General features: G+C 72.6%; 18 protein-coding genes. 8 read left to right on the top strand and 10 right to left on the bottom strand.

Annotated elements, in window-relative coordinates:
- Positions 1-400: 400 nt before the first annotated feature.
- From FH609_RS22485 to argC, 5 genes are read right to left on the bottom strand one after another with little or no spacing between them, the layout of a single operon-like run.
- Positions 401-943, bottom strand: a complete 543-nt coding sequence (locus tag FH609_RS22485) for an arginine repressor (RefSeq protein WP_122399057.1) — start codon at positions 941-943, stop codon at positions 401-403.
- Positions 944-959: 16 nt separating this feature from the next.
- Positions 960-2,150 carry an acetylornithine transaminase gene (locus FH609_RS22480; protein WP_139670927.1) on the bottom strand — a complete coding sequence of 397 codons (1,191 nt, stop codon included), beginning with the start codon at positions 2,148-2,150 and terminating at the stop codon, positions 960-962.
- The gene (gene argB, locus FH609_RS22475; protein ID WP_139670925.1) at positions 2,147-3,220 is read right to left on the bottom strand and encodes an acetylglutamate kinase; all 1,074 of its coding nucleotides are present in this window, start codon (positions 3,218-3,220) and stop codon (positions 2,147-2,149) included. Before argB ends, FH609_RS22480 begins: the two co-directional genes overlap by 4 nt.
- On the bottom strand, positions 3,220-4,467 hold the full coding sequence (locus tag FH609_RS22470; protein WP_139670923.1) for a bifunctional ornithine acetyltransferase/N-acetylglutamate synthase: 1,248 nt from the start codon (positions 4,465-4,467) through the stop codon (positions 3,220-3,222). The genes argB and FH609_RS22470 overlap by 1 nt, the downstream gene beginning before the upstream one ends.
- Positions 4,464-5,492, bottom strand: coding sequence for an N-acetyl-gamma-glutamyl-phosphate reductase (gene argC, locus FH609_RS22465; protein WP_139670921.1), 1,029 nt, complete (start codon positions 5,490-5,492; stop codon positions 4,464-4,466). The genes FH609_RS22470 and argC overlap by 4 nt, the downstream gene beginning before the upstream one ends.
- A gap of 740 nt (positions 5,493-6,232) precedes the next feature.
- Here argC and FH609_RS22460 point away from each other — a divergent pair.
- The 5 genes from FH609_RS22460 to FH609_RS22440 are packed head-to-tail and all read left to right on the top strand — an operon-like array spanning position 6,233 to position 11,270.
- A complete protein-coding gene (locus FH609_RS22460; protein WP_139670919.1) occupies positions 6,233-7,351 on the top strand; it encodes a hypothetical protein in 1,119 nt (372 codons plus the stop codon).
- Entirely contained in the window at positions 7,260-7,979 is a 720-nt protein-coding gene (locus tag FH609_RS22455) for a hypothetical protein (RefSeq protein ID WP_139670917.1), read from the top strand. Before FH609_RS22460 ends, FH609_RS22455 begins: the two co-directional genes overlap by 92 nt.
- On the top strand, positions 7,976-8,269 hold the full coding sequence (locus FH609_RS22450) for a hypothetical protein (RefSeq protein WP_193318008.1): 294 nt from the start codon (positions 7,976-7,978) through the stop codon (positions 8,267-8,269). The genes FH609_RS22455 and FH609_RS22450 overlap by 4 nt, the downstream gene beginning before the upstream one ends.
- A complete protein-coding gene (locus FH609_RS22445; RefSeq protein WP_139670913.1) occupies positions 8,266-9,429 on the top strand; it encodes a hypothetical protein in 1,164 nt (387 codons plus the stop codon). The genes FH609_RS22450 and FH609_RS22445 overlap by 4 nt, the downstream gene beginning before the upstream one ends.
- Before the next feature lie 56 nt (positions 9,430-9,485).
- A complete protein-coding gene (locus FH609_RS22440; protein WP_193318007.1) occupies positions 9,486-11,270 on the top strand; it encodes a TniQ family protein in 1,785 nt (594 codons plus the stop codon).
- Between the two features lie 145 nt (positions 11,271-11,415).
- Here FH609_RS22440 and FH609_RS22435 read toward each other — a convergent pair whose 3' ends face one another.
- Complete coding sequence (locus FH609_RS22435) at positions 11,416-12,717, bottom strand: MFS transporter (protein ID WP_139670909.1); 1,302 nt, start codon at positions 12,715-12,717, stop codon at positions 11,416-11,418.
- Between the two features lie 89 nt (positions 12,718-12,806).
- Here FH609_RS22435 and FH609_RS22430 point away from each other — a divergent pair, with 89 nt between their 5' ends.
- Positions 12,807-13,793 (top strand): winged helix-turn-helix domain-containing protein, encoded by a 987-nt coding sequence (locus FH609_RS22430; RefSeq protein WP_139670907.1) that lies wholly within the window; start codon positions 12,807-12,809, stop codon positions 13,791-13,793.
- A gap of 504 nt (positions 13,794-14,297) precedes the next feature.
- Here the strand turns inward: FH609_RS22430 and FH609_RS22425 are convergent.
- Positions 14,298-14,825 carry a helix-turn-helix transcriptional regulator gene (locus FH609_RS22425; protein WP_193318006.1) on the bottom strand — a complete coding sequence of 176 codons (528 nt, stop codon included), beginning with the start codon at positions 14,823-14,825 and terminating at the stop codon, positions 14,298-14,300.
- Positions 14,826-15,013: 188 nt separating this feature from the next.
- On the opposite strand from FH609_RS22425, the gene FH609_RS22420 reads away from it, so the two are divergent.
- Positions 15,014-15,481 carry an XRE family transcriptional regulator gene (locus FH609_RS22420; protein WP_139670903.1) on the top strand — a complete coding sequence of 156 codons (468 nt, stop codon included), beginning with the start codon at positions 15,014-15,016 and terminating at the stop codon, positions 15,479-15,481.
- A 123-nt stretch (positions 15,482-15,604) separates the two neighbouring features.
- Here the strand turns inward: FH609_RS22420 and FH609_RS22415 are convergent, their stop codons facing one another.
- Both FH609_RS22415 and FH609_RS22410 read right to left on the bottom strand, forming a co-directional pair.
- Positions 15,605-15,997, bottom strand: coding sequence for a thiol-disulfide oxidoreductase DCC family protein (locus FH609_RS22415; protein WP_139670901.1), 393 nt, complete (start codon positions 15,995-15,997; stop codon positions 15,605-15,607).
- On the bottom strand, positions 15,994-17,529 hold the full coding sequence (locus tag FH609_RS22410; RefSeq protein WP_193318005.1) for an FAD-binding oxidoreductase: 1,536 nt from the start codon (positions 17,527-17,529) through the stop codon (positions 15,994-15,996). The genes FH609_RS22415 and FH609_RS22410 overlap by 4 nt, the downstream gene beginning before the upstream one ends.
- Positions 17,530-17,655: 126 nt before the next feature.
- Between FH609_RS22410 and FH609_RS22405 the strand changes: the two genes are divergently transcribed.
- Entirely contained in the window at positions 17,656-18,762 is a 1,107-nt protein-coding gene (locus FH609_RS22405; protein WP_139670896.1) for a helix-turn-helix transcriptional regulator, read from the top strand.
- Here the strand turns inward: FH609_RS22405 and FH609_RS22400 are convergent.
- The gene (locus tag FH609_RS22400) at positions 18,722-19,282 is read right to left on the bottom strand and encodes a histidine phosphatase family protein (protein ID WP_139670895.1); all 561 of its coding nucleotides are present in this window, start codon (positions 19,280-19,282) and stop codon (positions 18,722-18,724) included. The genes FH609_RS22405 and FH609_RS22400 overlap by 41 nt on opposite strands.
- Between the last annotated feature and the right edge of the window lie 64 nt (positions 19,283-19,346).

The following is a 19,346-nucleotide window of genomic DNA, read 5'->3' as shown; positions in this document are numbered from 1 at the left end:
TAGCCTCACCGACGCGTCGCCCCGCCGAACAGCCAGCCGTTCACCACCCGGCGGACAGCCGCCGCCCCCCGGCCCCGCCGGGTCGTCCCGCCCGGCGGTCGGCCGCTCGCCCCCCGGCGGATGACCATCGCCCCCGGCCCTGCCGGGACTGCCCGGCCCCCGGCCGGGTTCCGCCGCTGAGAGGCAAGCCGCGTACCCGGAGGCCGAGTTGTGCTGTCCCGCCCGGCAGCCAGCCGTTCACCACCCGACGGATGGCCGCCGCCCCCGGCCCCGCCGGCCCCGCCGGCGGGGCGCGCAGCGCCCGCCACGGCGACACCGAAAACACCCCGTGCAGCCCCACCGCCCCGCCGGCCGGCACCGGCCCCCCGGGCCGGGGCCGGCTCCGCCAGCCGCCGGCAGGCTACTCGCGTTGGGCCAGCCGCAGCAGGTGATTGGCGAGGGACTGGCCGCCGGTGGGGTCGCGGCTGATCAGCAGCAGCGTGTCGTCGCCGGCGATGGTGCCCAGGATGTCGTGCACCTCGGCCTGGTCGATCGCCGAGGCCAGGAACTGCGCAGCGCCCGGCGGGGTGCGCAGCACCACCAGGTTGGCGGACGCCTCGGCGGAGATCAGCAGCTCGCCGGCGAGGCGGGCCATCCGTTCCTCCTTGGCGGACTCCCCCAGCGGCGCCCTCGGGGTCCGGAAGCCGCCCTCGCTGGGCACGGCGTAGATCAACTCGCCGTTGGCGTTGCGGATCTTCACCGCGCCGAGTTCGTCGAGGTCCCGGCTGAGCGTCGCCTGGGTGACGCTCAGCCCGTCGTCGGCCAGCAGCTTGGCCAGTTGGCTCTGGGAGCGCACCGGACCCCGGTTGAGGATCTCCACGATCCTGCGGTGCCGGGCCGTGCGGGTCTGGGGAACGGCGGGCCCGTTGCCCGCCCCTCCCCTGGGCTGCGCCTCGTCCGTCATGCTCCCTCTCCGGTTGTCATCCGTGCCCCTCGCCGGCGCCGGCGGCGTCCAGGAGCCCGGGCAGCGCGGCCAGCAGGGTGTCGACCTCCGCGTTCCCGATGATCAGCGGCGGGGCCAGCCGCAGCACGTTCGGCGCGACGGCGTTCACCAGCAGGCCGGCATCCTGGGCGAGGCGCTGCACCCGTGCGGCGACGGGTTCGGTGAGCACGATACCCAGCAGCAGCCCGGCGCCCCTGACCCCCTCGACCAGCGGGTGCCCCAACTGGTCGACGCCGTCCCGCAGTCGCTCGCCGGTCTCCTTGACCCGCTGGAGGATGTTGTCGGACTCGATGGTGTCGAGGACGGCGAGCGCGGCGGCGCAGGAGACCGGGTTGCCGCCGAACGTCGAGCCGTGCCGGCCCGGGGTGAACAGCTCGGCCGCCGGGCCGAAGGCCAGGGTCGCGCCGATCGGCAGCCCGCCGGCGAGGCCCTTGGCCAGGGTGACGATGTCGGCCTCCACGCCCTGGGCCTGCCCGGCGAACCAGTGCCCGGTGCGGCCGATCCCGGTCTGCACCTCGTCCAGGGCGAGCAGCGTTCCGGTGGCGCGGGTGATCTCGCGGGCGGCGGCGAGATAGCCCTCGGGCGGGACGACGACGCCGTTCTCGCCCTGGATCGGCTCGATCATCACCAGCGCGGTGTCGGTGGTGACGGCGGCCCGCAGCGCCTCGACGTTGCCGTAGGGAACGTGGGTCACGTCGCCGGGCAGCGGCGCGAAGCCGTCCTGCTTGCCCGGCTGGCCGGTGAGGGCCAGGGCGCCCATGGTGCGGCCGTGGAAGCCACCCTCGGTGGCGACCATGTGGGGGCGGCCGGTGAGCCGGCCGAGCTTGAACGCGGACTCGCTGGCCTCGGCGCCGGAGTTGGAGAAGAAGACCCGGCCCGGCCGGCCGGCCAGCGCCAGGAGCCGCTCGGCGAGGGCCACGGGCGGTTCGGCGACGAAGAGGTTGGAGACATGGCCCAGGGCGGCGACCTGCCGGGATACCGCCTCGACCAGCGCCGGGTGTCCGGTGCCCAGGGAGTTGACGGCGATGCCGCCGACGAAGTCGAGGTACTCGCGGCCGTCGGCGTCCCAGAACCGGGCGCCCTCCCCACGCACCAGGGGGAGCCGGGGCTGGCCGTAGTTGTCCATCAGCGCCGCCTGCCACCGGGCGTTCAGCGACTCGTTGCTCATGCGGACTCTCCCTCGGTGGGGTGGTTGGCGGGGGTGACGGCCGGCTCGTCGGCACCGGCGGCCGGGGCGTCGTCGGGTACGACCATCGTGCCGATGCCCTCGTCGGTGAAGATCTCCAGCAGGATCGAGTGCTGGACGCGGCCGTCGATGACGCGGGCGGTGCGCACCCCGTTGCGGACGGCGGTCAGGCAGCCCTCCATCTTGGGCACCATGCCGCTCGCCAACTCCGGGAGCAGCTTCTCCAGTTCGCTGACCGTCAGCCGGCTGATGACCTCGTCGCTGGCCGGCCAGTCGGCGTAGAGGCCCTCGACGTCGGTGAGCACCATCAGCGTCTCGGCGCCCAGCGCGGCGGCGAGCGCGGCGGCGGCGGTGTCGGCGTTGATGTTGTAGACGTGGTCGTCGTCGGCGCTGCGGGCGATGGAGGAGATCACCGGGATGCGCCCGTTGTCGAGCAGCGCCTGGACCGCGCCGGTCTCGATGGCGGTGATCTCGCCGACCCGGCCGAGGTCGACGGGCTCGCCGTCCACCTCGGCGAACCGCTTGGTGGCGGTGAGGATATGGGCGTCCTCGCCGGTCATGCCGACGGCCAGCGGGCCGTGCCGGTTGAGCAGGCCGACCAGCTCGCGCTGCACCTGGCCGGCGAGCACCATCCGGACCACGTCCATGGTCTCGGGGGTGGTCACCCGCAGGCCGGCGCGGAACTCCGAGGCGAGGCCGAGGCGTTCGAGCTGCCGGTTGATCTGCGGGCCGCCGCCGTGCACCACGACGGGGCGCAGCCCGGCGTGCCGCAGGAAGACGACGTCCTGGGCGAAGGCGGCCTTCAGCTCCTCGTCGACCATGGCGTTGCCGCCGAACTTGATGACGACGGTCCTGCCGTGGTGGCGGGTGAGCCAGGGCAGGGCCTCGATGAGGATGCGGGCCTTGGGCAGGGCGGTGTGTCGGCGGGTGGGCCCGGCGCCGGGGTCGGCGGGGGCGGTGCCCGTGGCGTGGGCCGGGTTGGCGGTGCCCGTGGCGTGGGCCGGGTTGGCGGTGCTGGCCGCGTCGGGGGCGTTGGCTGCGTTGACCGTCATCACACGCTTTCGGCTCGGGGATGCGGATGGGATGTCGGGAGCGGCGCTGGGTGGTGCGTGGGGCGGGGCGCGGCGGCCGTCGCGTCCGTGGTCCACACGGTCGCGGAACAGTCGCCCGCGCCCAGGTCGACGGCGAGGGTCACCTCGCGGAAGCGCAGGTCGACGGCGGCGGGGTCGTCGGCGGGGGCGGCACCCCGGCAGACCTGGACGCCGTTGACGGCGACCGCCAGCCGGTGCGGCTCGACCGCGACGCCGCTCGCGCCGACGGCCGCGACCACCCGGGGCCAGGCCGGGTCCTCGGCGCGCAGGGCGGCCTTGACCAGGGCGTCGCCGGCGACGGCGCGCGCGGCGGTCAGGGCCGCCTCCTCGCCGGCGGCGCCGGTGACCTCGACCCTGATCTCCTTGGTGGCGCCGTCGGCGTCCTTGACCAGCTGCCGCGCCAGGTCGGCGCAGACCGCGTGGACGGCCTCGGCGAACTCGTCGGCGTCCGGGGTGACCTGGGAGGCGCCGGAGGCGAGCAGCAGCACCGTGTCGTTGGGCGAGGCGACGCCGTCGGCGTCGATCCGTTCGAAGGTGGCGCGGGTCGCGGCGCGCAGCGCGCGGTCCAGCGCGGGCGCGGGCACCTCGGCGTCGGTGGTGAGGACGACCAGCAGCGTGGCGAGCGAGGGCGCGAGCATCGCGCCGCCCTTGGCCATCCCGCCGACGGTCCAGCCGGCGGCGGTGCCACTCCCGCTCCCGCCGCCGTTTCCGTCGCCGTTTCCGCCGCGCGCGGCCGCGGTCTTGGGCTGGGTGTCGGTGGTCATGATGGCGCGGGCGGCCCGTTCCCCGCCGAACTCGCTCAGCTGCCCGGCGGCCAGATCGATGCCGGGCAGCAGCCGGTCCAGCGCGGGGCGCACGCCCATCGGGCCGGTGGCGGCGACGGCGATCTGGGCGGCGTTGCGGTCCAGCGCGCGGGCGGCGCGTTCGACGGCGGCGTGGGTGTCCTGGAAGCCGAGCGGGCCGGTGCAGGCGTTGGCGCAGCCGGAGTCGAGCAGCACGGCGGAGACCGCGCCGGCGCGCAGGACCTGCTCGGTCCACAGCACGGGCGCGCCCTTGACCCGGTTGGTGGTGACGACGCCGGCGGCGGCCAGGCTGGGGCCCTCGTTGACCACCAGGGCCAGGTCGGGGGCGCCGGCGGGCTTGTGCCCGGCCGCGACGCCGGCCGCGACCCCGGCGGCGGTGAAGCCGGCCGGCGCGGTGACGCTCACGGCGCGAGCCCGGTGAACGGCAGCCCGGTCTCCTCGGGCAGGCCCAGGGCGAGGTTCATGGCCTGGATGGCGCCGCCGGCGGTGCCCTTGGTGAGGTTGTCGATGGCGCTGACGACGATCAGCCGGCCGGCCGCCTCGTCGAGCGCGACCTGGAGCAGCGCGGCGTTCGAGCCGACGACGGCGGCGGTCGCCGGCCAGCGGCCCTCGGGCAGCAGCCGGACGAACGGCTCGCCGGCCAGCGCTTTGGCGTAGGTCTCGCGCGCCGTCTCGGCGGTGACGCCGGGGCGGACGCGGGCGGAACAGGTGGCGAGGATGCCGCGCGGCATGGGCGCGAGGGTGGGGGTGAACGAGACGGTGACGGGCTCGTCGGCCAGGGCCGAGAGGTTCTGCGCGATCTCGGGGGTGTGGCGGTGGCCGCCGCCGACGCCGTAGGGGCTCATCGAGCCCATCACCTCGCTGCCGAGGAGGTGTGGCTTGAGCGACTTGCCGGCGCCGGACGTGCCGGAGGCGGCGACGATCACGGCCTCGGGCTCGACCAGGCCGGCCGCGTAGGCGGGGAAGAGCGCCAGGCTGACGGCGGTCGGGTAGCAGCCGGGCACGGCGATCCGCCGGGTGGTGCGCAACGCCTCGCGCGCGCCGGGGAGTTCGGGCAGGCCGTAGGGCCAGGTGCCGGCGTGCGGGGTGCCGTAGAACTGCTCCCAGGCGTCGGCGTCCCGCAGCCGGAAGTCGGCGCCGCAGTCCACGACCAGCACCTCGTCGCCGAGCTGCTCGGCGACGGCGGCCGACTGGCCGTGGGGCAGCGCGAGGAAGACCACGTCGTGGCCGGCGAGGGTCTCGACCGAGGTCGGGCCGAGCACGCGGTCGGCCAACGGCACCAGATGAGGCTGGAGTTCGCCGAGGCGGTGCCCCGCGTTGGCGTGGGCGGTCACCGCGCCGATCTCCATCTCCGGGTGCCCCAGCAACAGCCGGAGCACCTCTCCCCCCGCATAACCGCTGGCGCCCGCCACCGCAGCCCGCACTGCCATCGCCTCCTCCGTGGAATAGCATGACTATACGTAGCGCAGCACTTTTATGCAATGGCGCCGAGGGCGGCCGACGGCCGCGTTTGAGACTGAGTGCTTCAGCTGGCGGGTGAGTGCTTGAGTTGGCGGGGCTGAGCGTTTGAGGTGGCGGGGCTGAGCGTTTGAGGTGGCGGGCAGAGTAGTGGTTGTCCTTCTCACCTGCGGTGTCTTTCGGGAAAGTGGTCCGGGAGGCCGTGCGGGTTGGGTGTGGTGGGGGCATGGAGATGTCCGTCCGTACGCCGGACGCCGGGTCCCGGCCGGTGTGGTCGCACTGCTGCACGTTGGAGGATCTTGTCGCGCCGTACACCCTCGATGCGGCGATGGCGGAACGGTTGGAGAGCAGGGCGGGGTGGGCTCGTCGGTGGACCACGGCGTGGAAGACGGTCGGGGCCGATGTGGTCTGCCCCGTTCAGGACTTGGCGGGTTTCCCGGCTTTGGCGTCGGTTCCAGTCCGCAGGTTCACTTGGGGGACGCAGCAGCGGCATCGCCCTGGGCTGCGGCCGATGCTGGCGACGGGCCGGATGCATGGTTTCGAAAGCCTGGCGGAGCGTCGTGTGCTGCTGGCCTTGGACTTCGCAGACGACGTCGTTGCCGGCGGTGGCCCGCGCGCATGCCGTTCACCTGCTCTGGCATCGCCGATTGGCGATGGATCTGGCCCAGCCGTTGAGCGATGCCGCGTGGATCTACCCGGTGGGGAGGCGGTGATGGACGACGGACGCCAGCGGTCGCAGCGCGACGATCTGAAGGATCACGATCTGACCAGGGCCCGGATCCGGATGGCGCATCTGCTGGAGGTGGAGACGGGCTACCGCAGTGGGAGCCGGTATTGGGCCCGGCCCGGTGAGCCCAGGCCCGAGTATGACCCGGAGCGCACCACGCTGACCGAGCGGCGCCGGGCGAAGGTGGCCGAGCTGAAGGGGATGGACCACCGGGAGGCCAAGCAGCTGGGGCTGGAGTGGATCAGCGAGCGCACATTGGAGCGCATGGCCGCCAAGTACGCCGAGCACGGGCTGATGGGTCTGGCGGATGGGCGGTGGACGCCGCCGCTGCGCGGTCGGCGGGCGATCACCGAGGAGGTCGCCGAGGCGATCCCGGCGGTTCACGCGGAGTGTCTGCATCGCTCGAAGGTGAGCATGAGGACCAAGGAGCGGCTGGTCCACCAGTACGTGCGTGAGAGGTTCGGCCCGGAGGTGAAGGTCCCGCACTACACCACGCTGGCGAAGGTGTGGAAGGAGTGGTTCGGCACCGGGGGTGCCCGGCAGCGCTATGTCCGTTCCGCCGCGGCGGTGGAGACGGGGACGGCGATAGTGGTGATCAGCCGGCCGGGCCAGGTGGTCGCGCTGGACACCACGCCGCTGCCGGTGAAGGTCCTCGACGATGTCTTCGGCGTCCCGATCTCCGTGCACCTCACCCTGGCTCTGGACGCTTTCTCGCATTCCTTGGTGGCCTTTCGCCTCACGCCGGTGTCGGACTCGTCGGTGGAGGTGGCGATGGTGCTGCGGGATGTGCTGCGGCCGTTGCCGATGCGCCCGGACTGGGGCGAGGAGATGGAGTGGCCCTACCCGGGTGTCCCGGCCGCGCTGGTCGCGGAGTTCGCCGGGCACCGGGTGGCCGGGCTGCCGTTCTTCGCCCCGGAGACAGTGACCACCGACCACGGCAGCGTCTACAAGAACCACCACGTCGTCTCTGTCGCCCGCACGCTGGGGGAGCGAGCTGCTGCCGGCGCGCTTAATGCGCCCGACCGACAAGGCTGCTTGCGAACGGGCCTTCGCGGGGATCCAGTCGCTGCTGCTGGAAATGCTGCTCGGCTACCGGGGGGTTGATGTCGCCGACCGGGGAGCCGATCCGGAAGGCGACGCGGTCTGGACGCTCGCGGAGATGGAGCACCTGCTGGCGACCTGGATCGTCTCGGTGTGGCAAAACCGCAGGCTGGACCAGTACGCGCCGGCCTGGGACCCCGGTGGGCGGCACAGCCCGAACACGCTGTTCGCCGCTGCGGCGGCCCGTGACGGGATCAGCCTGGAGATCCCCGAGCCCGACCAGTATTACGAACTGCTGCCCACGCACTACGTGAAGATCGACCGGAGACGCGGAGTGAAGATCGGCGGACTGTGGTACGGCGGCGACGCGGCCGTCTTGGACCCCTACCGCGGCCAGCGCTCTGCCCGCAGCGGACGGCACGCGGGCAAGTGGGCCATCAACCGCGACCCTCGGGACTGCCGTGAGTCTACTTCGAAGACCCCCAGCACCCTGGACGCTGGCACGCTCTGGACTGGAACGGGCTGCCGCGCGGAGAGGACGTCCCGGTCTTCTCCGACGCGCGGGTCCGCGAACTCCTCCGCGAAGCGGCCCGGTCCGGCCTTGCGCCGCGCGATGACAGGGAACTGCTGCCGGTGCTGCTGGAGTTGCTCACCGCACGGACCCCGGTGGCCGAGTGGCCGACGCAGATGACCGCCAAGCAGAAGGCCGAGCGGGCCCGCGAGCTGACCCGGGCCCGCGCTGCCGCGGCCGACCGGCCGGCTGCCCCGCTGAGCGTGCTTCCTCCACCGGCCGAGCCGGCCGAGTTGGCCACTGCCACCCGTCGCGCCGTCACCGCCGACCGGCGGCGTCGCCGGGACGCCGTCTCCACGCCGCCGACACCGCCGCCCCTGCTGGGCGAGGCCCTGCGGGCGCGCAGCCTGTTCCTGCTGCCCGACGAGGACGAGGCCCCGGCCGACGAACCCGGCCCGGAGCCGACATGACCGACGGGGAAGACAGCGGCCCGGTTCCGTTCGTCCTGCCGGGCTCGCCGCCGATGCGCGACACCGTCGAGGGCTGGGAAGCCTGGCGGACCACCCGCCACGCCTTCACGCCCGCTCCCAGGCTGAGCCTGGCCGAGTGGCGTCAGCTGAGCCCGAGGAAGAAGACGCTGCACGATCTGCACCGCGCGGCCACCCACGCCAATCTCCCGCTGCTGCAAACGCCGATGACCAAGGCGGTGACCAAGCTGCTGCACGGCCGGGTCATGACCAACGCGCTCAAGGCCAAGCCGACCACCCGCGCCGGTGTGATGATCACGGGCGGGGGCTACCAGGGAAAGACCGAGACCACCTGCGAGATCCTGGCGACCTTCGAGGACGCCTGGCTGGACCTGCACCGGCATCTCAATCCCGACGCCGTTCCCGGAGCCCGCGATCTGCACGCTCCGGTCGCCTACGTCCAAACGCCGGTGACCGCGAAGCCGAAGAGCACGTGCAAAGCCATCCTCAACTTCTACGGCGCCCCGCTCCATCCGCGCATGGACCTGCCCGACCTCATCCGGGCGTTCATGAGCATGCACGTCACCCTCGTCCTCGTCGGCGTCGACATCCCGGGCTCCGGCCTGCTGAGAGAAGGCCGCCACGATCCCCGCACCGGGCAGGTGATCTTCGCTCCCTCCCGGCACGCGAAGGTCCACGGGCTGGAGCCGACCCAGACCGAACGACGCTTCGACCTGGTCGAACTCGACCGCTTCCGCTACGACACACCCGCCCAGATCACCGCCTGGATCGATCACCTGACCGGCATCGAGGACCAGCTCAGGCTGTTCAGGGCACCGCCCGGCATGCTCACGCGAGATCGCATGCCCGAGTACCTCTTCGAGCGGACCAACGGCGTCGTCGGCCTGCTGGAGCGGCTGATCGAAGACGGCTGTCACGAAGCCGTCGACTCAGGAGGGGAGCGTCTGACCGAATCACTCCTCGATGGGATCGCCATCACCGTCGGCGGAGCCCCGGGCCGCGATCCGGGCGCCGGCGAGATCCCCGACATCCCGGCCACGAAGGACGGCGGCGGAACGAAGCGGGCCGCCTCCGGCAAGGCGAAGCGCGGCAGGAACACCGTGCTCGACGACCACGGCCCCGCGGCAGCGTCCGGAGCATGAGCCTGCCCATGCGCCCGCTACCACGCAGTCTAGATCCCCTCCCCGGGGAATCGCTGATGGGCTACCTGCTGCGACTCAGCCACCGGCTCGACGTCCCACCGCTCAACCTCGCCCGGCACATCGGCCTCCACACGCAGCCCACCGGCGGGCACCTCCACCAGAAACTGCTGCTCAAACTCGCCGATCAGCAGATCGATCTCCTCGCCCGCGCGACACGGCTCACCCCCACCGAAGCGGCCGGCCTCACCCTGGACGGCTGGCGAGACCGCTACCTACCCATCGCCCGCTCCCAGCCGCACCAGACGAGAATCTCCTGGTCGGACGCCTGGATAACCCTCGGGATCCCGCGCTACTGCCCGCAGTGCCTCGCCGGTAAGGACTCCGCCGACCAGGTCCACAGCGGAGTCTGGAAGAAGGAATGGCACCTTCGTGTGGTGTTCGCCTGCCTCGAACACGCCTGCTTCCTCCAGCACGCCTGCCCCGGCCCCCGCCACCGGGCTCCTTCCGTTTCCGCCCGCTACGGGCTCATCATCCGCAGCGGCGACCACGTCCGTCACCCCGCGCTATGCCGCCACTGGAACACCCCACGCGGGCGACGCCGGGAGATCTGCGATATCCGCCTCGACCAGCAGCAGCCCACCGCACCAACACCCAGCCGAGAAGCCCTCGACCTCCAACAGCACATCCTCAGCCACCTCCACCCCAGCCGCCCCGCCCGGGAGGCCGCCGCCTACTTCACCGATCTCCGTCTGATCACTGCCATCCTCACCGCCTCATGGCCCCGAGCACGGCACCTGATCGACACCGAACTGGTCGCCCCCGTCGATGCCCACCTCCACCGCCTGGACGAGCGCCAGTCATCGCTGCCGTCCTCCCGCAACCGGTCCTACCGCTACTACCGGCACCTCGACGTCCCACCCGAGGACGCCGCCTCCACCGCGGCCCTCCTGGGCGCCGCACACACGGTCCTGCACTCCAGCGACCTCCCTCGCGCCCTGGCGCAGTACTTCGACACCGCCTTCGGTCACCCCCGCACCCGCGCTGCCTGGAAACGCCTCTACGACCAGCATGCCGCCGACTGCTCCGACCGGCTGCAAGCCGCAGCCCGCATCCTCAACCACCCCTTCGCCAGCAGCGTCCCGCGATTCCCGCCGAACAGCGGCTACCGCGCAGAACAGATCCCCGCCCAACTGGAAAACCACTGGTATCAGCAGCACCTGAGCCATATCGACGCCCTCCCCATCAAAGTCCTGCGACGCGTCGCCGCCGTCCGCCTCGTTCAACAGGCCCAGGACAGCTCCATCGAGGACGCCGCACGATTCCTCGGCATCAACCCCGAAAGGATCACCTACACCATCACATCAAACACCCATAAATGGGCGATCACCGATGAAGCCCGCCAGGATCTCGAAATGGCCCTCCGCGAGCTGGCTGGCACCCTCCGCAAAGCCTCGCTCCGCATCGACTACCGCCGCCGTGACCAGCTCCGAAACTGGGCACTCGACCCGCAGATCTGGACCGAGCTCACCAGCTACCTGCCAAGAATCCCCGGCCCCATCCGACCAAGCCTGGACGACCGGAAACGCCAGGAGGCATTGGTGTTCGTCTGGGTCCAGGTCACCGGCGGCGAACCGATCCTGGCCCCACGACCGATCGCCGAGGCCAAACCACCGGAAGTCCAACGCGCCTGGGACGCCAGGCGTCACACCACGTGGTTCCAGCTCACCCGACCCGATCCCCTCCGCCACTACGGCGACCTACGGAAGATCCTCACCGAGTACTCCAAGCGGCTCGCAGAAGTCATCGACGCCAGCGCCCCCCTCGCATCTCGCACTACCTAAAGAAGGGAAGCTCCATGGCCAGTGAGCGTTCTCCAACCTGGCTGGTCTGGCCTGGCGTTGGGGTGGGGGTGAGGTCCGGGAGACGTGGGGTGGGGCGTGACGGCTCGCGGCCGACCCGACCTGCGACGGTTACTGCGCAGGCGGACTACACGCAATGCTGTTCGGTGCTGTTCTCTGATCCCGTTGAGCAGTTCGGGACGGGGACCGGGGAGGCGGGCGGGTGCCAGGTGAGAATCCAGCCGGCGGTAAGCGCCACCACGCCGCCTGCCAGGGCGATTGCGCCGCCTGTTCCGATGGCTGCGGCCACCGCGCCCAGGCAAACCGCCCCGACGCCCTGTAGCGTGATGCTGCCGGCGCCGAGCAGGCTGAAGGCCTGGCCCCGGCCATCCTGCGGCAGGGCGTTGAGGAACGGGCGTTGCAGGCCGAGTTGGTAGGCGTATCCGAGGCCACTGAGCAGCAGCAGACAGGACGAGACGCCTACCCCGGGCTGGGCGGCGAAGCCGACCAGCGGTAGTCCCGTCAGCGCGATCAACGGCACTACCAGTCGCTCCCGAGTGGGCGGCCGTAGCAGTCGGCCCACCAGCAGGTCACCGACAAGCATGCCGACCGGAAGACAGCCCATCAGCACCGCGTACCAGCCGGGCGCGAAGTGGCGTTCTCCCGAGTAGGCGACGAGGAGGCCTTGCGAGCCCGCTACGAACGCGACGGGGAGCCACTGGGCCAGCATCAGCCGTCGCACCGTGCGTCGACGCAGCAGCAGGCCTGCACCTCGCAGGCTTGCACGGACGGCCCCGCTGTCGCTCCCAGCGCTGCCGGGTGTGCCGCCGGACTCTCCCGGTTGCAGCCGGGGCAGCCGGATGCGGATGGCCAGCGCGCAGCCGAGGTAGAGGACGGCGCTGGCCGCGAGCGCCCGGCGTGGGCCGAGTGCCGCGACGGTCGCACCGCCTAGCGCCAGACCGAGCAATTGCGCGCCAGCACCGGCGATGTTGTTCAATGAACGGCCCAGTACATAGGCGTCACCCTTCAGCGACTCAGCGACCAGCCGACTTGACGCGCCGTGAAACACCGGTGTGGCGAGAGAGACCAGCGCCACGACACTGAGGCTTGCCGCGACCGGCATCCGCACCAGGGCGAGCAGCAGGGCGGCGGCGCACGTCAAGGCGTAGCCGCCGGTAATGAGCGCGCGGGGCGGCAGTTGGTCGGCCAGTGACCCCAGCAACAGCGAGCCGAACAGCTGCGGGATGAAGCCGATACCGAAGGCTGCTGCGCTCAGCGACGCGGAGCCGGTGGCCGAGAAGACCAGCACTGAGAACGTGGTGATCCGCAGGATGTCCGCCGTGATCGCGACGGCGCGTGTTGCGAAGAGCAGCCGGAATCGCGGCTCGGCCAGCACCTCCCGGTAGGTGGCACGGTGATCGCCCTGCGCGGGCTCGGCGGTTGGGGTCATGACGCCCAACCTCGCCGTGCTCCCGCGCCCAACACCAATGATTCGTCGCTGGACGAATCGGAACAGACGTCCCTCGGTAGCATGGCGCGGTGCTCCGCTTCGAAGTCTCCGTCGAGGACCTACTGCGTAGCCGCTTCGCGCTGTCGCCCGCGCTGGACCTCTGCCTACTGCTGCGCTCACTCGCTGGCCAGGACAGACCGCTGCCGCGCGCCTGGGCCACCCGGCTCCTCCCGGCCTTTGAACGGCTTCGCCGCGAGAGTGAACTGAACGCCGCCCTCGCGCTGCACAACCCGCGATCCGGGCCGAGCTTCGTCGCCCCGCCCCCTCGCGGCCTCAACCAAACCTGGGCGAACGACCTGGCCATGATCCGGGCCACACCGCTGGAAGCGGCCCGCCTCGAAATCGCCACCCACGCGACCGGCCCGTCCGCCGGTGATCCCCGCGTACGCGCGGTGCTGGACTCGACGGACGCCGTCTCCAGGATCGCCGAGGCGATGGACCGGGCCTGGCACGAGCTGCTCGCCGCGGACTGGCCGCAACTGCGCGCGATCTGTGAGCGCGACGTCGTGCACCGGGTGGGTACGATCGGCGAACACGGATGGGTCACGACCATCGAGAGCCTGCACCCGAGCATCACCTGGCAAGCCGGCGGTATCGAGATCGGCCACTTCACCCACGTCGAACCAGTCCGCCTCGCCGGCGACGGACTCCTGCTGATCCCTTCGGTCTTCGTCGCGAACATCGCCGCCCACTTGGCAGACCCCTGGCCCTGGCCCAGGACCTTGGTCTATCGTGCCCGCGGCACCGCCGCCCTGTGGGGCGACCAGGAGACCGTCCCCCGACCGGACACGCTGACCGCTCTGATCGGCCGGTCCCGAGCTCGGCTGCTGTTGGCGCTGGACGCCCCGGCCAGTACCAGCCACCTCGCCCGAAGCCTCGCCATGACACCCGGCGCGGTAGGAGACCACCTCGCCATCCTGCGAGGCGCGGGACTGCTCGTCCGCGCCCGGTCCGGACGGTCTGTGCTCTACCGCCGCACCCCGCTCGGCGAGGCACTCGTCGCCGGTACGGGCTGAGGGATCGGATCAGCACTGAGGCTCTGTGTCTACGTCGGGCCTCGAAGAGTTCTTCCGTCGGTTCAACACGCTCGGGACTGACCACCTGCGCTCTTGTCAGCCCGCGAGACCACCCGCCCAACCCAAGCTCACGGAGCAGAACCTCGCCACCTCCCACGCTCATCCCCGCCAACTCAAGCGCTCAGCTCACCCGCCAGGTGAAACGCTCAGTCTCAGCGTGGTCGAGGGCCTTCACGTTCACCTGCACGGGGCGCAGCGCCATGCCGGCGATCCTGGGCCGAACACCACCGAGGGCCGCGCCGCGCCGCCGCCCGCGCACCGCGCACCGCGCACGCGAACGGGCCGCGCGGCGGGCGGCCGCGCGGCCCTCGGTCTGTGGTGGGCGTCTCCGGGTCCTTCCTCCCGGGGGTGGCGGTGTACATCGCATGACGGTTCCCGCATGGTGCGGGATGCATTGAGGTTGAGCGTGGCGCCTCGGGCCGGGCGCCACGGCCTGGGGGTGGCCTAGCGGCCGCGACCCCGTTCCTCGTCGAGGGCCTTGACCAACGCGGCGCGCAGCCGGGCCCAGAGCGCGCCGGCCTCGTCCAACTGGGCCGGGCTCGCGCCGGGTTGCGCCCGGGCGACGATGGCCACCTGGATCTGCCCCGTCGGCGTGCTGAGAGACTGAACCTCGGAGTCGATCAACTCGCCCTCGGAGAGGGCCTTCCGCACCAGCAGGGAGAGTCCGGCCAGGCCGGGGTCGCCGGCGGGGGCCGGCTCGCCCGAGCGGGCGACCGCGCTGGAGCGCTCGACGTCATCGGTGGTCACCGGCTCACCGCCCTCCAGCACGAGCCGCAGCGACTCCGGGGTCCAACCCACCATCTCCGCATAGCGGTTGATGGTCCCGGTGAGCTTCTTGATGGCGCCCTTCTCGATGTTGTAGATGGCGCCGCGCTCCACTGTGAGGGACTTGGCGACGAACTTCTGTTGCAGCCCACGGCTCTCCCGCGCGCGCTTCAACTTCGTTCCCAGTCGTGCCCAGTCTTGAGTCATGCACTGTAGGTTGCCGCACCTAGGAGCAACGCACCAGCCGCAAATCAGCCATTGATCAGCATGTACAGCGCCATTTGGTTGCCTCAGGCCCATTTGATGGGCTGAAACAAGCAACTACTAGGCATTGATGCTCAGTTACTGAGCATCAATGGTTGCTCACGCATCGTCCATGGCCCTATCCTCTGAACGTGACACCGAACGGCACCGCGATCCGAGCCATCCGCGTGGTGCGGCGGATGAGCCTTCGCGAACTGGCCCGACTCACCGGTCTCGACCGGGGCCACCTCTCCCGGCTGGAGCGCGGCATGGCCGGCGCCAGCGAGGCGAGTCTGCACCGGATCGCCCTGGCACTGGAGGCCCCCGTCGACGATCTGCTGCGCGCCGAGGGCGACCCCGCACCACCTCCCCCACCCGGACGACAGGTGCCCGCACCTGGGACTCCGGAGGGCGAACTCTTCCACTACACCCCCGAGGAGGCCGCCAGATGGCTGCCCTGGTCGGCGAGTTGGATTCGCCGAAAGGCACGACTGCGGGAGTTCCCGCACAACAGAGGCGGCGGACACATCACCCTTACCGGCCGGGACATCGAGGAGATCTCCACGCTGACCGCCGTCCGCCCCGAGCACGCCGAGCCACCGGACCAATCCCCCGCGTGACGGCCACCCGGGATTCCGGCCCTGGATGGCCGAAATCAAACGGGCACACTCGGTAACCAACTCCCGTACTCCCCGGCGCGGTTGGCCGTTCGGCCGGCCGCGCCGGGGCATGACCCGGGTCCGCTACCGCGCGCCAGGGCGACCGCCCGGAGGCAGCGCGCAGGCCGGGGTCCCGCCGGGCAGGCGGTGCCGGTTGGCGGCGACCAGCCGGTACCCGAGGCGGGCCAGCCAACTCACCGGCGGCAGCGTGAGCGACGCGCCCAACGGGGCCCAGACCCCGCCGGCCCGCATCAGCAGCCGGGCGACGGCGGCGGCCCCGCCGTGGACCCGCCCGGTCGGGGTCACCCACAGCACCTCGTGCCGGGCCCGCTCCTCGGTCACCCCGAGCGCCGCCAGGTCGGCGAACTGCCAGGCGACCACGGTGCAGTCGGGTCTGATCCTCCGCTCCGCGAAGTTCACCGAGGTCGTGCAGAAGCCGCAGTCGCCGTCGAAGACCAGCACCGGTCGCGCGTTCATCTCCCCATGGTGCCGGACGCGCCGCGAACCGACCCGGCCGGGGAGGGCCGGTCGCCGGTGTCCCCTTCGAGCGGCCCCGCCGGCTCGATGTTCGCGTTGTGCCGGAAGGCGTTCCCCGGGTCGAGGCGCGCCTTGACCGCGCGCAGCCTGGCCAGTTCCGCCGGCTCGTAGGCGTCGGCCGCCACGGCGGCCGACATGTCCTCGCCGCCGCCGGTGAAGTTGCCCAGCCGGCCCAGGCTCCGCCCGGCCACCGCGTCGAACAGCCGACCGCGCACCGCGCCGGTCGCCTCCGGCGTCCCGTCCGGCCCGAGCAGGATCGAGACCGCACTCAGCAGGTGCGACGCCGAACGCCGCACGCCGGGGAAGGGCCGCCCGGCCGGCTGGGCCAGCGCCCCGCCCAGGTGGCGCACCTCCACGACGTGGGCGCGCCCCGCGCCCGGCCCGGCCGCCTCGGCGAAGGCCCGCACCACGGCGTCGTCCACGCGGTCCAGCAGCGCCGAGTCCTGGGTGAACGGGGCGGGGTCGTCGGGCTCCTGGTGGAGCGTCCGCACGGCGGTGGCCGGCAGTTCGCCCCACGAGACGGCCAGCGGCCCGCGCTCCCGCCAGCCGGCGAGCAGCGCCTCCCCCTCGGCCGGCGCCCCCGTCCACGCGACCCGCAGATGAGCGACGCGCCGGCCGCGCAGCGGGGGCGGAAGCTGCGGAACGTCGGGGAACGGCACCACCGCGAGCGAGGAGTGCATCTGCCGCGGCAGGCCGCCGGTCCAGGCGGCGTAGGCGCCGAGCAGTTCGGCGAGCCGCTCCTCGGTCTCGGCGGCGAAGTGGAGGCCGCCGCCGAAGAACGTGCGGAGCGGGACGAGTTCCAGCTCCAGCTCGGTGACCACGCCGAAGTTGTCCCGGCCGCCGCGCACCGCCCAGAACAGCTCGGGGTCGCTCTCGGCCGTGACCCGGAGGGTGCGGGCGTCGGGCGTCACCAGTTCCAGGGCGCGGACCCGTTCCGCCGCCCAACCCAGGGTCCGCCCGAGCACCGGCAGCCCGCCGCCCAGGGCGTAGCCGACCAGCCCGACCTGCCCCGAGGAGCCGACCGGCGCGGCCAGCCCGTGCTCGGCCGCCGCCTCGGCCACCCGCCGCGCCGGGACCCCGGCCCCGACCCGGACGACGCGGGCGGCCGGGTCCACGGTCAGGTCCGTCATCCTGGAGACGTTGAGCAGCAGCGCGCCGTCGGCCGAACGGGCCCTGCCGTGACCGGTGTTGGCGACGGCAACGGTCAGCCCACGGTCGCGGGCGAAGGCGAGGGCCACCGCCACGTCGACGGTGCCGGTGGCGCCGACCGCGAGGGCGGGGCGCTCGACGCGGGCGCTGTTGTAGCCGGCGAACTCCGCGGCGAAGCCGGGGTCGTCCGGCAGCAGGACCGGGCCGGCCACCCAGCGGCGGAGGTCGGCGACGTCGCGGTCGGCCAACGGCGCACCCCGGTGTGGGCCCCGGGGCCCGCCTCGGGGTGCCTCGGCGGACGCGTCATGCCGGAAAGTGGTCATGGGAACTCCTCGACCTGGTCGTTCGTCGTGTTCAGACGCACTCTGGCTGGCATAACCTGACATCTTCCGGCAAGTTTTCGGCGGCGGGTTCTCGCGCCGTTCCACGCGTCCCCAGGGGAGGTTGTGATGCGGGCCGACCGCCTGCTGTCGATCCTGTTGCTGCTCCAGACCAGGGCGCGGGTGCCGGCCGCCGAGCTGGCCCGGCGGCTGGAGGTGTCGGTGCGCACGGTCTACCGCGATGTGGAGGCGCTCTCCACGGCCGGCGTCCCGGTCTACGCGGAGCGCGGCCGGCGCGGCGGCATCGCGTTGCTCCCCGGCTACCGCACCGATGTCAGCGGGCTGACCGCCGACGAGGCGCGGGCGCTGTTCGTGCTGACGGCGCAGGGCACCCACGCGGCGCTGGGCCTGGACGGCGCGCTGGGCACGGCGCTGCGGAAGGTGATGGCGGCGCTGCCGGCGCCGCACCGCCCGGCGGCCGAGCTGACCAGCCGGCGGGTGCTCGTCGACCCGGACCGCTGGCTGGGCGGGCCGCGCCCCGAGGTGGATGTGGCGGCCCTGCTGGAGGCGGTGCTGGCCGACCGCAGGCTGCGGCTGCGCTACCGGCCGAGCGGTTCGCCCGCGCCGCGCCGGTTCACCGTCGATCCCTACGGGCTGGTGGTGAAGGCCGGGATCTGGTACCTGGTGGCCGACCACCGGGCGGCGCCCCGGCTCTTCCGCGCCGACCGGATGGCGGCCGTGAGCACGGCCGTCGAGCCGGTGCGCCGCCGGCCGGGCGTCGAACTGGCGGAGGTCTGGGAGGAGTTGCGGCGCCGGGTGGAGGAACGGCCGACGCCGTTGACGGTGCGCACCCGGGTGCACCGTTCCCGGCTGGACCTGTTCCTGCGGATCTCCGGGTCCTCGGTGGCGGCGCTGCCCGAGGGCGACGGGCGCGCCGAGGGGCCGGAGTGGGTGCCGGTCGAGCTGCGGTACCAGGAACTGGGCGCGGTGCACCAGCTGTTGCAGTTCGGCACCCGGGTGGTGGTCGACGCCCCGCCCGAGGCGCGCCGGCTGCTGGCCCGGACGGCGGCCGAGATCGCCGCCGGCTACGACGGCGACGAGCCGGAACGGGCGGACGGCGAACGGGCCGACGGGGAACGGGCCGACGGGGAACCGTCGGACGGGGAACGGGCCCACGGGGAACGGGCGGGGGCCGTCAGCCCAGCCGCAGGGTCCACCGTCCCCGGCCCCCGCTGAGGCTGACCACGGAGAGCGGGTGGACCTCGGTGCGCCAGTAGGAGGCCGGCGGCGCCTTGAGCGCGTAGAGCATCGCCGCCCTGATCACGGTGGGTTCGGTGACGGCCACCACCAGCCCTTCGCCCTCGATGGGGCGGGTGTCGAGCCAGCCGCCGATCCGGGAGACGAAGGCCAGCAGCGACTCGCCGCCGTGCGGCGCCGACCTGGGGTCGGCCAGCCAGGCGTCGACGGCCTGCGGCTCGCGGGCGGTGACCTCGTGGAGGGTCATGCCGCGCCAGCGGCCCATGTCGCAGTCCCGGAGGGCGGGTTGGGCCAGCGGCGCCAGGCCGAGGGCCTCGCCGGTCTGCCGGCTGCACGGCGTGGGTGAGCAGTAGCGCAACTCGGCGGCGGCCAGCGGCAGAAGCGCGGGGATGGCGCGCTCCAGCGCCTGCCAGCCGGCCGCGTCCAGGGGCCGTTCGTCGTCGAAGCGGGCGTCGAGAAGCGAGGAACTGCGGGCAGCGGCTATCAGCGTGACCAGCATGGCGTGATGGTACGAACAGCTGAAGGAGTAGACCACTACTCGCACGTTAATTTCGGTGACCCGG

It is taken from the genome of Streptomyces sp. 3MP-14, from assembly GCF_006334905.2.
GTDB lineage: Bacteria > Actinomycetota > Actinomycetes > Streptomycetales > Streptomycetaceae > Streptomyces > Streptomyces triticirhizae.
The sequence above is the reverse complement of the archived record's forward strand: the minus strand, read 5'-3'. Positions and strand labels throughout refer to the sequence as shown.

What these genes read in the sequence shown, in the direction of transcription:
- FH609_RS22485 (WP_122399057.1), bottom strand. Translation starts at nt 943, where the DNA reads ATGACGGACGAGGCGCAGCCCAGGGGAGGGGCGGGCAACGGGCCCGCC.
- FH609_RS22480 (WP_139670927.1), bottom strand. Translation starts at nt 2,150, where the DNA reads ATGAGCAACGAGTCGCTGAACGCCCGGTGGCAGGCGGCGCTGATGGAC.
- argB (WP_139670925.1), bottom strand. Translation starts at nt 3,220, where the DNA reads ATGACGGTCAACGCAGCCAACGCCCCCGACGCGGCCAGCACCGCCAAC.
- argC (WP_139670921.1), bottom strand. Translation starts at nt 5,492, where the DNA reads ATGGCAGTGCGGGCTGCGGTGGCGGGCGCCAGCGGTTATGCGGGGGGA.
- FH609_RS22460 (WP_139670919.1), top strand. Translation starts at nt 6,233, where the DNA reads ATGGACGACGGACGCCAGCGGTCGCAGCGCGACGATCTGAAGGATCAC.
- FH609_RS22455 (WP_139670917.1), top strand. Translation starts at nt 7,260, where the DNA reads ATGCGCCCGACCGACAAGGCTGCTTGCGAACGGGCCTTCGCGGGGATC.
- FH609_RS22450 (WP_193318008.1), top strand. Translation starts at nt 7,976, where the DNA reads ATGACCGCCAAGCAGAAGGCCGAGCGGGCCCGCGAGCTGACCCGGGCC.
- FH609_RS22445 (WP_139670913.1), top strand. Translation starts at nt 8,266, where the DNA reads ATGACCGACGGGGAAGACAGCGGCCCGGTTCCGTTCGTCCTGCCGGGC.
- FH609_RS22440 (WP_193318007.1), top strand. Translation starts at nt 9,486, where the DNA reads ATGGGCTACCTGCTGCGACTCAGCCACCGGCTCGACGTCCCACCGCTC.
- FH609_RS22435 (WP_139670909.1), bottom strand. Translation starts at nt 12,717, where the DNA reads ATGACCCCAACCGCCGAGCCCGCGCAGGGCGATCACCGTGCCACCTAC.
- FH609_RS22425 (WP_193318006.1), bottom strand. Translation starts at nt 14,825, where the DNA reads ATGACTCAAGACTGGGCACGACTGGGAACGAAGTTGAAGCGCGCGCGG.
- FH609_RS22415 (WP_139670901.1), bottom strand. Translation starts at nt 15,997, where the DNA reads ATGAACGCGCGACCGGTGCTGGTCTTCGACGGCGACTGCGGCTTCTGC.
- FH609_RS22410 (WP_193318005.1), bottom strand. Translation starts at nt 17,529, where the DNA reads ATGACCACTTTCCGGCATGACGCGTCCGCCGAGGCACCCCGAGGCGGG.
- FH609_RS22405 (WP_139670896.1), top strand. Translation starts at nt 17,656, where the DNA reads ATGCGGGCCGACCGCCTGCTGTCGATCCTGTTGCTGCTCCAGACCAGG.
- FH609_RS22400 (WP_139670895.1), bottom strand. Translation starts at nt 19,282, where the DNA reads ATGCTGGTCACGCTGATAGCCGCTGCCCGCAGTTCCTCGCTTCTCGAC.